A 14,731-nucleotide genomic window follows, 5' to 3' on the forward strand; every position below is an offset into this window, starting at 1 on the left:
TGTAGATAGTACTCTTGTTGATCACGAAAACTTGTCTGACCTTTGCGGCCGAAAACATCTCTGTGTCCAACCGTATGGGCCTGACTGCATTAACAATCAAACCAAACACTTCTATGTTTAAAAAGCTACTGCGCTTTCGGGCAGCTTTCATGCTGCTCAGCGGCATGTTGCTGACCGTACTCTTCGGGAGCGGAGCCATGGCACAGGTAACAACTGGTGCTATTAATGGCATCGTTACCGATTCTAAGGGAGAAGGGCTTCCAGGTGCAACAGTTGTTGCTACCCACGAGCCGTCGGGAACCCGTTACGGTACTACGTGTAACGTATCTGGACGGTACACCTTACCAACTGTACGCGTAGGTGGACCATACACGATCAAGGTTACGTTCGTAGGGTATAAAGAACAGACAACAAACAATGTTTTTGTCAACCTGGGTACAGCTGCTGACGCCAATTTCCGGATGACAGACGAAGGCACCAGCCTGAATGAAGTGGTTATTACAACCAACCGGTCAGACATCTTCAGTTCAGACCGCACAGGTGCCGCCTCTTCGTTCGGTCGTGAAGCGATCAACACAACGCCAACGATTGGCCGTACCATCAACGACATTACCAAATACAACCCGTATGGTAATGGTCAGTCATTTGCTGGTCAGGATAGCCGCTTCAACAACATTACCATTGATGGTGCCGTATTTAATAATGGCTTCGGTTTAGGTGGTTCGGCTCAAGCTGGTGGCCGTACGGGTACTACGGCCGTATCGCTTGACGCCCTTGATCAGGTTCAGGTGAACGTAGCGCCGTTCGACGTTCGTCAGTCAGGTTTCACTGGTGCTGGTATCAACGCCGTTACGCGTTCAGGTACAAACGAATTCTCGGGTTCGGCTTACACGCTATTCCGCTCTGATAAATTCGTTGGTAAAACAGTAGGGGGTGTAACCTACACGCCAGCGCCAAACCTCAGCGAAACCACGTATGGTTTCCGGTTGGGTGGGCCAATCATCAAGAACAAATTGTTCTTCTTCGTAAATGGTGAGCAGTTCGACAGCAGTACGCCTGCCCTTACCTGGTCACTGAACCGGGGTCAGAGTGGAGGTAACACGTCGCGTTTGACGAAAGAAGAAGCCGATGACTTGACAAGCTTTATGAAGACTAACTTCAACCGGGATTTAGGGCCATTCGACGGCTTCAACAACCAGGTTAAGAGTATCAAAGGGCTGGCTCGTCTGGACTATAACATCAACGACAATCACAAATTGTCGCTGCGCTATTCGCATCATAATTCAGAGTCAGACGTACCCATTAGCAACAGCAACAGTAGCAACACGGCGGGTAATGGTAACCGGACTAACTCGCGGGACGCATTGTCGCCCGAGAGTTCAGGCTACATCATTGCTGACAATACACGGTCTATCGCTGTTGAATTAACGTCGACATTGAGCAGCAAAATGTCGAACGATCTGATCGTTACCTACAACAAGCAAGTTGAAGACCGGACGTACAAAACAAGCTTGTTCCCAACAATCGATATTCTGAATGCACCAGGTGGTACTACGCTGACGTCAATTGGATTCGATCCGTTTACGCCAAATAACAAGCTGAACTACTCGACATTCAACATCACCGACAACTTCAGCTATTATGCTGGTAAACACACGCTGACGGCTGGTATTGTTTACGAGCATTTTACTTCGAACAACGTATTCTTCCCATCATCGAATGGTGTGTATGTATACAACTCGATTGCTGACTTTAAGGCTGCCGCGCTGGCTTCGATCACTAACCCTAACAGCACAACGTCACCAGTTTCCGTAAACCGTTATAACCTCCGTTACTCGTTGATCGACGGTGGTGCAGAACCACTTCAGCGGCTGGATCGTGACCTGTACAGTGCCTATGTTCAGGACGAGTATCAGGCTACGCCAAACTTCAAGTTGACGTTGGGCGTTCGTGGTGATGTTTATGCTTACGATGATGCAAACGCAGCTTCCTTTAATAACCAACGCGTTGCCGATTTGACATTTCGCGACGAGAGCGGGAGCCCCTACAAAATCACGACGGGTTCATTCCCTAAGGCTCGTTTGTTGGTATCACCCCGTGTTGGCTTCAACTGGGATGTAAAAGGTGACAAAACCACGCAAATTCGTGGCGGTAGCGGTTTCTTCGTATCACGTATCCCCGAAGTGTTGATTTCGAATCAGTTGGGTAACAACGGTATCAATACCGCTGTGTTCAACCTGACAAATTCACGGGTTCCATTTGTAACAGATCCAAGCAAACTGCCAGCTGGTATTTTGCCTGCTGCTACAAGCCCACAGAGCCTGACAGGTTATGCGATTAATGCTTCAGACCAGGAGTTGAAATATCCACAGATCTGGAAGACGAACATTGCTGTTGACCAGCGTTTGCCTTTAGGTTTGGTTGGTACGGTCGAATTTATTTACAACAAAACGTTGAACGGTTTGCGCTATATCGACGCGAATCTTAATGCGCCAACTGGTACAACGCCCGATGGACGTCCACGTTTTCCAGCTCTGGGTCTGACGGGCACAGCAGCTACCAATGCCCGGTTTATCAACCCGACGATTGGCAACGCCTTCGTGTTGAAAAACACGAATCAGGGTGATTCGTACATTGCGACGATCAAACTGGAGAAGCCAGCCGTGAGAGGATTTGGTGGCTTTGTTTCCTATACGTATGGTGAAGCTCGTGATATCGCCTTCGTTGGTAGCACGGTTCAAGCCAACGTACCTACAACTCTTGGCCAGAACTATCTGCCCCTGACGTATTCGGACAACGATCTGCGTCACCGCATCGTTGGCTTGCTGAATTATCGTCTGAACTACGGTGGTAAAGTGGGTGGCTCGTCTACTTTCACTTTAGGACTTGTATCAAACAGCGGCTCGAAAGTATCATACACGTATGGTCAGGATGTAAACGGCGACGGACAGAACTCGAATGACCTGATCTTTGTACCAAACAAAGCATCTGATCTGACATTCCTGCCACTGGTAGTGACCACGGCTGCAACAACTAACACGCCTGCCTCGTCTGTTACATACACGGCCGCCCAGCAGCAGACTGCGCTTGACGCCTACATTGACGGTAACGATTACCTGAAGACTCGTCGCGGTCAGTACGCTGAGCGCAACGGTGGTGCATTCCCCTGGTTGACTCGGGTTGATTTTACATTCATCCAGGAGTTTTACTTCAACGTTGGTGCGAAAGGCAAGCGTAACACGATCCAGCTTCGTGCCGATATCCTGAACGTAGGTAATTTGCTCAACGATTCATGGGGCGTAGGTAACGTATCAACGTCGTTCAACCCGCTTTCAGCAACAGTTGCAACAAACGGTGCATTAACTTACCGTCTAGCTACGCAGCAGGTTACCGAAGGAGGTGTGTCAAAAACTATTCTCCTGCGCGATTCATATGCGCCAAACGTATCGCTGAACGCCGTATGGCAGGCTCAGTTTGGTCTGCGTTATATCTTCAACTAAGAAGCGTAACGTACCTGATATACAAAACCCCGGCCGTCTCTGGTCGGGGTTTTTTTGTGCGCGACGCAAACAAGCTCTTGAGACAGCGTGTAGTTTAGGAAGTTACCGGGGCCTTTTTTAGTACGTCAATTCCAGCTTTATACCCCTGAACGATGAGCTTGCCAATATCGTCGGAGGTGAATTTTTGCAGGTTTAAGTTGAGGGGTTCCGTTGGCCGAATGACGGTGAGGCTGAATGTGTGCCCGCGTAGCTTTTCCCGGTCAACGAAGCGTTCGGCCCAGGCAATGTCATTGTTCACAATCTGATTGACGGTAATATCCTTTACACGCTCCATCAGATTCAACAGGTTGCGGTAGTTAAACGATTCGTTGAAGATTCGCTTGGCGTGGCAGGCAACGCACACTAATTCAGTAGCTCCATCGTCGAGTGCTTCACGGAGCGGAGCCACTTCGCGCAAGCCCCCATCGAGCAGGGCTTTTCGATGATCGCCACCTATGGGTACCGCTGGCATTAGAAAGGGAAGCGAACTGCTGGCAAAAACATAGTCGAGAAAATGTTCCGTGCTGGGAGAAGCGTAGACCATATCACCTTCGATGACGTTTACCGCCCCAACTTTCAGCTTGATCGGGCCTTGCTGGAGCACCGTCACGTCGATATGCTCCCGAATCAGGTTCCGCAGTGGTGTGTTATCCAGAAAGCCGTCGAACCGGCTGAAAAGCGTGTTGTAGCCCGTCAGAAAGCGCGAACGAATCACGGCTACATCGTCGGGTCTGGTAATGTTTTTAATCCAGAATTCGAGCAGAGCCCGGCCAGCCTTTGGCCAGTCGATTGTGCCCGTTTGGGTGTGCTGCCGGTTGGCTTCGTGCACAAGGAATGACGCGTTTAAACTACCCACCGAGATACCATAGATCGCTTCGGGCTTGAACCCATTCTCGAAAATGGCCATGATAGCACCACACTGGAATGCGCCTTTAAGCGAGCCGCCCCCCAGCACCAGGGTACGTCCGCAGGAAGTGGGTAACGGATTTGAATGAACTTCAATGGCTGAAATAGTTGGTTGGTCAGGCATAAGTACGTATATCCTCGTTAACAGTGGGGTGGGGGAGCAGGTAACTGGATTCTTAAAGCGCGGCGTCGAAGATTGTAATTTTTACCAACACTTCGTCAATTCATAGCTACTTTTGCCCATTCACTCATTACTAATTGGCGTATCGCGGGCGACCACGAGCCCACTCAGTCGGGCAACCGTTGTAATTGCCCCTACAGTTAACGAAATGGCCCTTACCATCGCCGACATCCAGGCCCCGATTGCCGCCGAGATGAACCGGTTCGAACAGACTTTCAAGGATTTGATGAAGAGCGACGTCATGCTGCTCGACCAGATCACGAACTACATTGTTCGGCGTAAAGGCAAGCAACTCCGTCCGATGTTCGTCTTTCTGACGGCGGGTGTTTGTGGAACCATCAATGAGTCTACTTACCGGGGGGCGGCCCTGATCGAACTGTTGCATACGGCTTCGCTGGTTCACGACGATGTGGTGGATGATTCGAACTACCGGCGTGGGTTTTTCTCAATCAATGCGCTCTGGAAAAATAAAATCGCTGTTCTAGTGGGCGACTATCTACTCTCGCGCGGCTTGTTGCTTTCCATCGAGAACGGGGATGTCGATCTGCTTGGTATCGGCTCACAGGCGGTACGCGACTTGTCGGAAGGCGAACTGCTTCAGCTTGAAAAAGCCCGCCGACTCGATATTAACGAGGATGTGTACTACGAAATTATCCGTCAAAAGACAGCCTCGCTGATCGCTGCCTGTTGCGCAATGGGTGCCCGTTCGGTCAACGCGTCGGCCGAGATGATCGAAATTGCCCGTCTTTTCGGTGAAAAGGTAGGTATTGCGTTTCAAATAAAAGATGACCTGTTTGATTACGGAACGGCCGAGGTGGGCAAGCCCCTTGGTATCGATATCAAAGAGAAGAAGATGACCCTGCCACTAATTTATGCCTTGAATAAAGCGGCACGGAGTGATAAGCGCCGGGTGATCAACATCATCAAGAATCACAGCGATGAACCAAAGCAGGTAAATGAGGTCATTGCGTTTGTGAAAAACTCGGGCGGTATCGAATACGCCACCACGGCTATGCAGCAGTACGTGCAGCAAGCTAAAGATCTCCTCTACAAACTGCCGACATCCACCTACCGCAACTCGCTGGAAGGCCTTATTCAATACACCATCGAACGGAGCAAATAAGCAGTTAACCAGGCGTAAATAATTTCCGCTAACTGTTTTCCCTCGCTTCTGCCAGTTTCCACCAGGGGAGGTATGGTTGATTATGGTGCTCGAAGTGGTAGCCGAAATAATAGCAGGAAATGAAAGCCCAGGCGTGATTCAACCCCTGGCTACGCGCGTTGTGCGGTGGGTTGTCGTGGTCACCACGATGGGGTAGGTACGTGCCGAACGTGAACAACTGAAACGTGCTCAAAAAAGCTGGCACCATCCAGAAAACAATCAGATTCTCCATTGGGAACCACAGCTTCAGCACATTGTACGTGATGGCCATGGCCAAAATTTGCCAGATGGACACGTAGCTGCGGGCAAAATCGGTGAACCAGAGCAGCATATTGGCATTACCCCGGTGGTAATCAGGATCGTGTTCGGTGGCAGCGTGTCGATGATGCAGGTGATGACCGGCGGAGAGCTTACTGTAGCTGTTATAAGCAAATAGGGTAGTGGCTACCCAACCAATCGCGTTATTCAGTCGTTTGCTGTCAGGAGCTACAACACCGTGAATGGCATCGTGGGCAGTAATAAAAACGCCCGTGTACAAATGGGTTTGGGCCAGGATAAATAGATACACCAGCGGATCGCTCCAGCTCAGACCAATGCCCGCCAGCGATGGCTCCGGGCTACGGTACGTGAGTAGATAAGCGAGCAGGCAAACCCAGGCAGTTAGTATGGTAAGGGCAATCCAAATGCCCTTGTTGCCAATCTGACTGGGGCTAAATGACATTCGTTGCTGCATAAAAACAGGCCGGTAGCTTTGTTGTTCGGTACCTTATCCAACGGTAGCCAGCGCCGAAATGTTCGTTACCTTTGCACCCATATCTAGCTAGTTTCGACGGTTTACTTCATGATACGATCCGCTTTATCACTATTACTACTTGCTTTACTCAGTGCTTCAACGGCTGTAGGACAGTCGAAAACGGCCACCCCTCCAAATAAATCCATCACACCGACAACGAGTCCCGGTAACTCCAATACATCGGCCCGCCCCAAGCTGGTCGTTGGTATCGTCATTGATCAGATGCGGTACGATTACTTGTATCGGTATTACGAAAAATACAGTTCATTGACCACTGGTGGCGGGTTTCGTCGACTGATCGAACAAGGATACAACTGCCGGAACAATCACTACCACTACGCGGCAACGTACACTGGTCCCGGTCACGCGGCAATTTACACCGGATCGGCTCCGGCCTTTAATGGAATTGTAGGCAACGAGTTCTACGACCGTAAACTGGGCCGGATTATGTATTGTGCCGAGGATACCACGGTTCAAACGGTGGGTAACACGGGTTCAGCCGGACAGATGTCGCCCCGGAACATGCTGGTAACGACCATTGGTGACCAACTAAAACTGGCAACTGACAATCGGGCTAAAGTCATTGGTATTGCGCTAAAAGACCGCGGCTCGATTTTGCCCGCCGGCCATGCCGCTGACGGTGCTTACTGGTTCGACTCAAAAGATGGCAACTGGATCACCAGCACGTTTTACCGCAAAGAACTCCCGAACTGGGTGCAGGCCTACAACAGCCGTCGATTGCCCGATCAGTTCATGAAACAGAAATGGACGCCGCTGCTACCGCTCGACCAATATGTAGAGAGTACACCGGACGACCAACCCTACGAAGCGTCGCTGCCGGGTGATACTAAATCGGTGTTTCCGCATGAGTTTGTTGCCGTTGCAGGTCAGAGCCGGTACGAAGTGTTGCGGGCAACCCCATATGGTGATCAGCTTACCAAAGAATTCGCCCTGGCGGCGCTGGATGGCGAGCAACTTGGCAAAGACAACATTACGGATTTGCTGGCCGTCAGCTTCTCAACACCCGATTACGTGGGTCACGCCTTTGGTACACATGCCGTTGAAACTGAAGACGAATACCTGCGTTTGGACTTACAACTACAGGATTTCTTCAACCAGCTAGACGCAAAAGTAGGCAAAGGAGAGTGGCTCGCGTTCCTGTCAGCCGACCACGGTGCGGCTGATATTCCGGCGTTTTCGCGGTCGTACCGTATTCCAGCTGATATAAAGTCGGCGGGCGAGGTTGGAGAATCGGTGAAAGCGGCGCTGGCCAAGGCATATGGGCCCGGCCAATGGATGCTCACGTATTTCAACCAGCAGGTGTACCTCAACACAGCCCTGCTTGCTGAGAAAAAAATTCCGATCCAGGAAGTGCACGCGCTGATCAGGGTTACACTGCTGGCGCAACGGGGGGTGATCAACGTGATTAATCTGCACGATTTGGGTAACACGCCACTCCCTGAGAACCAGCTAACGATGTTACGAAATGTGTACCATCCTAACCGGAGCGGCGATATCTATGTGATGTTACAGGCTAGTTGGTTTGAAGGTCGCAACCGGGGCACTACTCATGGTACCGTGTATCCCTACGATACGCATGTGCCCTTTCTGATCTATGGATGGGGGGTACAACATGGCCAAACGTTCCACCGGACCCAGATTGCTGATATTGCGCCTACTGTTTGTGCGCTGCTGGGTATTCTGGAGCCTAACGGCTGTATTGGGAACCCTGTAGAAGACGCGCTGAAATAAACCGTCTTTGGTATTGCTGCTGACACCCTAACGTATCTGCGTCAGCAGCAATACCCAATTTCAAATTCACTCAGTTCGTCAGGAAAGTGACTTCCTTGAAGGCGAAATAGCGAATTACCTCTTTTGTCATAATGCCAAGACGTCCGGTTGGGTCCAGGTCGACGATCGTCCCGGTAAAAAGGACCTCATCTGCCATGTATGTATGTGGCGTCTGATACCGGTATAAGTGTTGCAGGTACGTTGCCCGCAAGACATTTCGGTGGCCCGCCCGCAATTGAAGGTATCTTTTTTCGAGTTGTTCAGCCAACACCGTCAGTAGGCTTGGCAGGGTGTACCCATCTGCTATGGGCGACTCGAGCAACAGCGATGTAGCCGTGGGTACGTTGAAGCCAACCTGGTTCACGTTTAAACCGATCCCCACCACCGAATGACCCAACACATAGCCCTGAAGGGTATTCTCGATCAGGACACCCCCTAATTTTCGGTCTTCGACATAGACGTCATTGGGCCATTTTATCGTTAATCGTCTACCGGAAAGCAACGGCGACAGCGTATCCTGAATGGCTAGTGAAACGGCCATGTTGAGCCAGAATTGTTCGGCGGCGCTTAGAAACGAGGGTGTCAGTATCAGCGAGAAGGTTAGGTTTTGGCCCGGCTGGGCTTCCCACTGATTCTCACGTTGCCCACGACCCTGCGTTTGTTGATCAGTCACTACAATGGTGCCCTCGGGCAGGTCTTCCTGGCTCAATAGCCGGGCTGCCTCATCGTTGGTGGACTGACAGCTTGGCAGATAAACGATTTTTTGCCCAACGAAGAGGGTTTTGGGATAAATTTTGTACAATGATTGTTACGATTATAGATTAGTCAAATAACGTATGGTGCGTAGAAGCAGTGGCTTCCTTGACTTGGCGACGTACCCGCTACCTGTTTGCGCTCACAAGTTTACAAGCAAAGCATGATTCAAAACGCTGTTTCAGCCAAACTAACTGAATTAACGACCGAACAACTCCGTGATCTGGTCGTAAAAGGAATGCAGGAGAAAAAAGCGCAGGACATCGTAGTGATGGATCTGCGTAATGTGAAAAATGCCATTACTGATTATTTCGTAATCTGTTCTGGTAGCTCCGACACCCAAATCGATGCCATTGCTGGCTCTATCGAAGAAGAAATATTGAAAATAAGCCGGGTGTTTCCAACGAACCGTGAAGGCAAAATGAACCGTGAGTGGATCCTGCTGGATTACATGGACGTTGTTGTGCACGTGTTCAAGAAGGATCGCCGGGCGTTTTACGATCTCGAACAACTCTGGGGGGATGCCGAGATGACTTGGGTTGACAATGAAACCGACGTGTTTGTGCAGCGTTAAGCTGTTTCGCACTGGCTGGTTGTCTTCCTATTCACAGTACACTGGCAAAAACATTCACTATTGTACTGTGTTTCCCTATTAACCGATTTCTGTATAACCTGTCGAAATGTCTGATAACAACAACAATAAAAATCCATTGCCCCGGTTGCCCCGAAAGCCGAATTTCCAGGGCTGGATTGTGGTTCTGCTGATTGCCGCCATTCTGGGCATCGCATTCCTGAGTAAAAGCGCATCGGTACGTGCCACCTCGGCCCGGCAGTTTGAGCGTATGGCCCGTAACAATGACGTTCAGAAAGTAGTCGTGGTAAACGATAAATATGCTGAAGTAACGTTGACGCAGCAGGCCCTGCAAAAACCAGAGTACCGCAACATCAACGGTGAAAAGCCCTACTTCGGTGGTGGCGCAGGCCCTCACTACCAATTTGAAGTACCCTCGGCCGAGTCGCTGAAGCGGGATTTGGAACGTATCGAAAAAGATAAGCCCGATAACCAGCGAATCGATTACAACGTAGAAACGCGTACTGATTTCGCCAGCCAGCTGGCAACCTATGGTTTCTTTATCGCTATGATTCTGGCTATGTACTTCATTTTGGGGCGCATGTCGGGCGGTGGCGGTCCGGGTGGCCAGATCTTCAATATTGGTAAATCGAAAGCAGCGCTGTTCGATGCCGATAGCAAAGTGAAGATCACGTTTAACGACGTAGCGGGTCTGGACGAAGCAAAAGAAGAGATCAAAGAGATCGTTGATTATCTCAAGAACCCATCAAAGTTTACGAAGCTTGGCGCCAAGATTCCGAAAGGTGCTTTGTTAATCGGCCCTCCGGGCACGGGTAAAACCTTACTGGCGAAAGCTGTAGCGGGTGAGGCGGGTGTTCCGTTCTTCTCGCTGTCAGGTTCCGATTTCGTTGAAATGTTTGTGGGTGTAGGTGCTGCTCGGGTACGTGACCTTTTCAAGCAAGCCAAAGAAAAAGCGCCCTGTATCATCTTCATCGATGAGATCGATGCTGTGGGTCGTTCACGTGGCCGTGGCTCGATGCCAGGTGCTAATGACGAGCGCGAAAATACGCTGAACTCACTGTTGGTAGAAATGGACGGTTTTGCTACCGACTCAGGTATCATTATTCTGGCCGCTACCAACCGTCCCGACGTACTAGACTCTGCTTTGCAACGCCCCGGTCGTTTTGACCGTCAAATCAGCATTGACAAGCCGGATATTATTGGTCGTGAAGCAATCTTCAAAGTTCACTTGAAGCCCATTAAGTTGTCGGCCGACGTTGAGCCGAAAGAATTGGCCGCTCAGACACCTGGTTTTGCGGGTGCTGAAATAGCCAACGTTTGTAACGAAGCCGCTCTGATTGCCGCCCGTCGTGATAAAGAGTCTGTTGACATGAGCGATTTTCAGGATGCGATGGACCGCGTAATTGGTGGTCTGGAGAAGAAGAACAAGCTTATTTCGCCCGAAGAAAAGGAGATCGTTGCCTATCATGAAGCTGGTCACGCCCTGGCTGGCTGGTTCCTCGAATTTGCAGATCCGCTGGTGAAGGTGTCGATCGTACCGCGTGGTGTGGCGGCATTGGGTTACGCCCAATACCTACCCCGTGAGCAGTATCTGTACCGCACGGAGCAACTTATGGACGAAATGTGCATGGCGTTAGGTGGTCGTGCTGCTGAAGACCTGGTTTTCGACAAGATTTCGACTGGCGCCTTGAGCGATCTGGAACGGATTACAAAGCTGGCCTACAGCATGGTGACCATGTACGGTATGAATGATAAGATTGGTAACGTATCGTTCTACGATTCGAAACAGTCAGAGTATTCGTTCAACAAGCCCTATTCAGAAGAAACTGCCCGTCAGATCGACGAGGAAGTTCGGAAGATCATCGAAGGCGCGTATGAGCGTACCAAAACAATGCTGACCGACCACCGCGAGGCGTTGGAAATCATTGCGCAGGAACTGCTCAAAAAAGAGATTCTGTATCAGGATGACTTGGTTCGTCTGATCGGTAAGCGTCCATTTGAGCGTGACACCGTATATCAGGCCTACAAAAAGCGGGGAATTGCAGAAGAGGTTAAGGAAGAAATTGGCACCGAGTCGATTCCCGATGCTGTTAAGCCTCAAGAGACGTTGGAAGGTATCTGATAACGTACCTGGACACAGCAAAAAAGCCCAACCATCACTGGTTGGGCTTTTTTTGTGCTGGCTGTATAAAGCTTCGCGCTCCAACGTAAAGCTTTTTACGAATTATATCCGGTACGTTACCGGTTCATCGAGATCAAAAATTCTTCGTTGTTGCGGGTGCCACGCATCCGATCTAGGAGGAAGTCCATTGATTCAACGGGGTTCATGTCAGACATGTGCTTGCGCAGAATCCAGACGCGTTGCAGCGTTTCACGGTCGAGCAGCAGATCTTCTTTCCGGGTGCCCGAGGCCATTACATCAACGGCAGGGTACACACGCTTATTGGCGAGGCGGCGGTCTAGCTGGAGTTCCATGTTACCTGTGCCTTTGAATTCTTCGAATATTACCTCATCCATCTTCGACCCCGTATCAATCAGGGCCGTAGCAATGATCGTCAGCGAACCGCCATGCTCTACGTTACGTGCCGCGCCGAAAAACCGCTTGGGCTTGTGCAAGGCGTTGGCATCGACACCACCCGACAGGATTTTGCCCGACGATGGGACAACCGTGTTATAAGCACGTGCCAGACGCGTAATCGAGTCGAGAAGGATCACTACGTCGTGACCACATTCAACCATTCGCTTGGCTTTTTCAAGTACCATGCTGGCCACTTTTACATGGCGGTCGGCCTGCTCATCGAAGGTCGACGAAATGACTTCGGCGTTTACGCTACGAGCCATATCCGTTACTTCTTCCGGACGTTCGTCGATCAGCAGAATCAGCAGGTATACTTCAGGGTGGTTTTTGGTGATGGCGTTGGCAATTTCTTTCAGCAGCACCGTCTTACCCGTTTTAGGTTGGGCCACAATCATGCCGCGCTGCCCTTTGCCTATAGGCGCAAACAGGTCGAGTACGCGGGTGGAGTATATCTCTGGCCGGGTGCTGAGTTTTAGCTGTTCTTCCGGGAAGAGAGGCGTAAGGTATTCGAAGGGAATACGGTCGCGAATTTCTTCGGTCGTTTTGCCGTTTACGGTCGTTACTTTCAGCAGGGCGAAGTACTTCTCGCCTTCTTTCGGTGGGCGAATCGATCCGTTGATGGTATCGCCGGTTTTCAGGCCAAACAGCTTGATCTGCGACGGCGATACGTAAATGTCATCGGGGCTAGCGAGGTAATTGTAACCTGCCGATCGCATGAATCCGTAGCCACCATCCGACATGATTTCCAGAACGCCCTCGTTGTCGATGATACCGTCGAACTCCCGAACGTGCTGGTTGTATTGACGACGAATACGGCTGGCATATTCGGCTTGCTCGCGGGTGGGTTGCGGCGACTGGGTACGTTGTCCGTCAGGCCCCGTGTTTTCACCATCTACTGGTTGCGCCTCTGAAGAAGCTTCCTGTTGGTCGGCCTGCTCGACAGGTACGTTGGCTAAGCTGGTTGCTTCTTCCGAAACAACGGCGGGCGTTTGAAACTCTTCTTCCGTTTCCTGCTGGAAATTGGTTGCATTGTCGTCGCGAACGGTCGGTCGGCGATTCTGAACGGGCTGCTGGTAGGAGGGAACGGACTGATTCGGGTTCTGGCGGTTTGCATCACTTCGGTACGAATCGCGCAACTCGCGGCGGGTTTGCTGGCTACGGTTAGCGTCTTGATCGGGCCGACCGGGACGCTGCTGATTACTAAACCGATCATTGCGCTGCTGAGGCTGACCTGAGCGGCCGTTGTCGAAGCGCGACGAATCGGGTCTTGCTGAATCCGGGCGACCGTAGCTGTTATCGCGTGGGCGATCCGCCTGGTTGCGCCGTTCGTCCATCCGACGTGGCGACTCGTCTCTGCGGGGCATATCGCCTTGATCAGGGCGGCTCTGATCTGGGCGGTTTCTATTCAAGCCGTCGGGTCGGTTCTGGTCCGACCGACCCTGACGTGGGTTATCGGTTCGGTAGCCGTCTGGTTGGTTACGGCGGTCATCTTGCCGGCCCTGGCGATTGTCATTCTGACGTGGACCGTCCATTCGCTGGCGTGGTTCGCGCCGGGTATCTGTCCCTTCTGCGGCTGCATCGCCCTGGGCAGTGGGTTCCTGCGGCGCCGGATCGGCAGCAACAACAGCTACTTCAGCCGACTGCTCGCGCGGGGTGGTTGCCGGAGCTACTTCTGGGGCTTCAGCCATTGCTGGCTCTGGAGACTCTACAGTCCGTCGGGCGCGTTGTGGCCGGGCTTTGGGTGTTGCTTCCACTGCGGCCTGTTCAGTAGCTACAGGAGTTGCTTCTACGATAGCAGAGGTGCCGTCGGTATCGGTCTGGGCTTTGCGGCCACGTGCTACTCGCTTGGGGGGCGTAGCTACATCCGACGATGTTAGTACGGGCGATGTGTCGCCAGGTTGCCGCGATTGTTGATCCAAAATTTTATAAACAAGGTCTTTTTTAGGGTACTTGGTGGCGTCTGAGATGCCGAACTGATCGGCAAGGCCACGTAACTCCGTGAGGAGCTTGGACGTTAAGTCGTCAATAGTATACATAAGTAAGGGTTAGCGCAGACTGCTGTCGGGGAGCAAAGTGAGCACGCACAGGAAGAATTGGGAAAGTGGCCGCTAAGACCAGCTAACAAATGATGTACGCTGAAGGATATACGACAGGAAATAGAGAAATAAACTGGTCTGGATGACCGCGCCCAAAACGATGCTCAGGCGGTTAAATCTGCAACGAATATGTAGTGGCTTGCAGGCTATGAACAGGGTGAAGAATACAGCAACCCCTCTGACTCATAGGCACACAAATATAAAACAATCCGTCAGATTAATTACGAAACAAGAAAAAAGTGAAAAGGTTTCCGCTTTTTCGGCCAACAGGTCGGGCAGGCGGATTGGTTGACCCGTAGCAGATGACAGTGGATGGATGCCTACTGAATTCGGTGCGCTG

The 14,731-nt window shown here is 51.2% G+C and carries 9 protein-coding genes; 5 read left to right on the forward strand and 4 right to left on the reverse strand.

The window, feature by feature from the left end:
• The first annotated feature begins 113 nt into the window (after positions 1-113).
• Positions 114-3,500 carry a TonB-dependent receptor gene (locus tag F7231_RS02945; protein ID WP_085414771.1) on the forward strand — a complete coding sequence of 1,129 codons (3,387 nt, stop codon included), beginning with the start codon at positions 114-116 and terminating at the stop codon, positions 3,498-3,500.
• Positions 3,501-3,594: 94 nt separating this feature from the next.
• Here the strand turns inward: F7231_RS02945 and F7231_RS02950 are convergent, their stop codons facing one another.
• A complete protein-coding gene (locus F7231_RS02950) occupies positions 3,595-4,569 on the reverse strand; it encodes a patatin-like phospholipase family protein (RefSeq protein WP_166690841.1) in 975 nt (324 codons plus the stop codon).
• Between the two features lie 205 nt (positions 4,570-4,774).
• Between F7231_RS02950 and F7231_RS02955 the strand changes: the two genes are divergently transcribed.
• On the forward strand, positions 4,775-5,749 hold the full coding sequence (locus tag F7231_RS02955; protein ID WP_166691176.1) for a polyprenyl synthetase family protein: 975 nt from the start codon (positions 4,775-4,777) through the stop codon (positions 5,747-5,749).
• A gap of 28 nt (positions 5,750-5,777) precedes the next feature.
• On the opposite strand, the gene F7231_RS02960 is transcribed toward F7231_RS02955, so the two are convergent.
• The gene (locus F7231_RS02960; RefSeq protein WP_229369551.1) at positions 5,778-6,521 is read right to left on the reverse strand and encodes a fatty acid desaturase; all 744 of its coding nucleotides are present in this window, start codon (positions 6,519-6,521) and stop codon (positions 5,778-5,780) included.
• A 108-nt stretch (positions 6,522-6,629) separates the two neighbouring features.
• On the opposite strand from F7231_RS02960, the gene pafA reads away from it, so the two are divergent.
• Positions 6,630-8,333, forward strand: a complete 1,704-nt coding sequence (pafA, locus tag F7231_RS02965; protein ID WP_166690842.1) for an alkaline phosphatase PafA — start codon at positions 6,630-6,632, stop codon at positions 8,331-8,333.
• A 70-nt stretch (positions 8,334-8,403) separates the two neighbouring features.
• Here the strand turns inward: pafA and F7231_RS02970 are convergent, their stop codons facing one another.
• A complete protein-coding gene (locus tag F7231_RS02970) occupies positions 8,404-9,174 on the reverse strand; it encodes a biotin--[acetyl-CoA-carboxylase] ligase (RefSeq protein WP_166690843.1) in 771 nt (256 codons plus the stop codon).
• A 114-nt stretch (positions 9,175-9,288) separates the two neighbouring features.
• Here F7231_RS02970 and rsfS point away from each other — a divergent pair, with 114 nt between their 5' ends.
• Entirely contained in the window at positions 9,289-9,699 is a 411-nt protein-coding gene (rsfS, locus tag F7231_RS02975) for a ribosome silencing factor (protein ID WP_085414765.1), read from the forward strand.
• A gap of 106 nt (positions 9,700-9,805) precedes the next feature.
• Positions 9,806-11,839 carry an ATP-dependent zinc metalloprotease FtsH gene (ftsH, locus tag F7231_RS02980; protein WP_085414764.1) on the forward strand — a complete coding sequence of 678 codons (2,034 nt, stop codon included), beginning with the start codon at positions 9,806-9,808 and terminating at the stop codon, positions 11,837-11,839.
• A gap of 116 nt (positions 11,840-11,955) precedes the next feature.
• Here the strand turns inward: ftsH and rho are convergent, their stop codons facing one another.
• Entirely contained in the window at positions 11,956-14,331 is a 2,376-nt protein-coding gene (rho, locus tag F7231_RS02985; protein ID WP_166690844.1) for a transcription termination factor Rho, read from the reverse strand.
• Positions 14,332-14,731 lie beyond the last annotated feature (400 nt).

The organism is Fibrivirga algicola (assembly GCF_011742925.1).
Lineage (GTDB): Bacteria > Bacteroidota > Bacteroidia > Cytophagales > Spirosomataceae > Fibrella > Fibrella algicola.

Coding starts and splice junctions, on each gene's coding strand:
- rho (WP_166690844.1), bottom strand. CDS start 14,331: ATGTATACTATTGACGACTTAACGTCCAAGCTCCTCACGGAGTTACGT.
- F7231_RS02945 (WP_085414771.1), top strand. CDS start 114: ATGTTTAAAAAGCTACTGCGCTTTCGGGCAGCTTTCATGCTGCTCAGC.
- pafA (WP_166690842.1), top strand. CDS start 6,630: ATGATACGATCCGCTTTATCACTATTACTACTTGCTTTACTCAGTGCT.
- rsfS (WP_085414765.1), top strand. CDS start 9,289: ATGATTCAAAACGCTGTTTCAGCCAAACTAACTGAATTAACGACCGAA.
- F7231_RS02955 (WP_166691176.1), top strand. CDS start 4,775: ATGGCCCTTACCATCGCCGACATCCAGGCCCCGATTGCCGCCGAGATG.
- F7231_RS02960 (WP_229369551.1), bottom strand. CDS start 6,521: ATGCAGCAACGAATGTCATTTAGCCCCAGTCAGATTGGCAACAAGGGC.
- ftsH (WP_085414764.1), top strand. CDS start 9,806: ATGTCTGATAACAACAACAATAAAAATCCATTGCCCCGGTTGCCCCGA.
- F7231_RS02950 (WP_166690841.1), bottom strand. CDS start 4,569: ATGCCTGACCAACCAACTATTTCAGCCATTGAAGTTCATTCAAATCCG.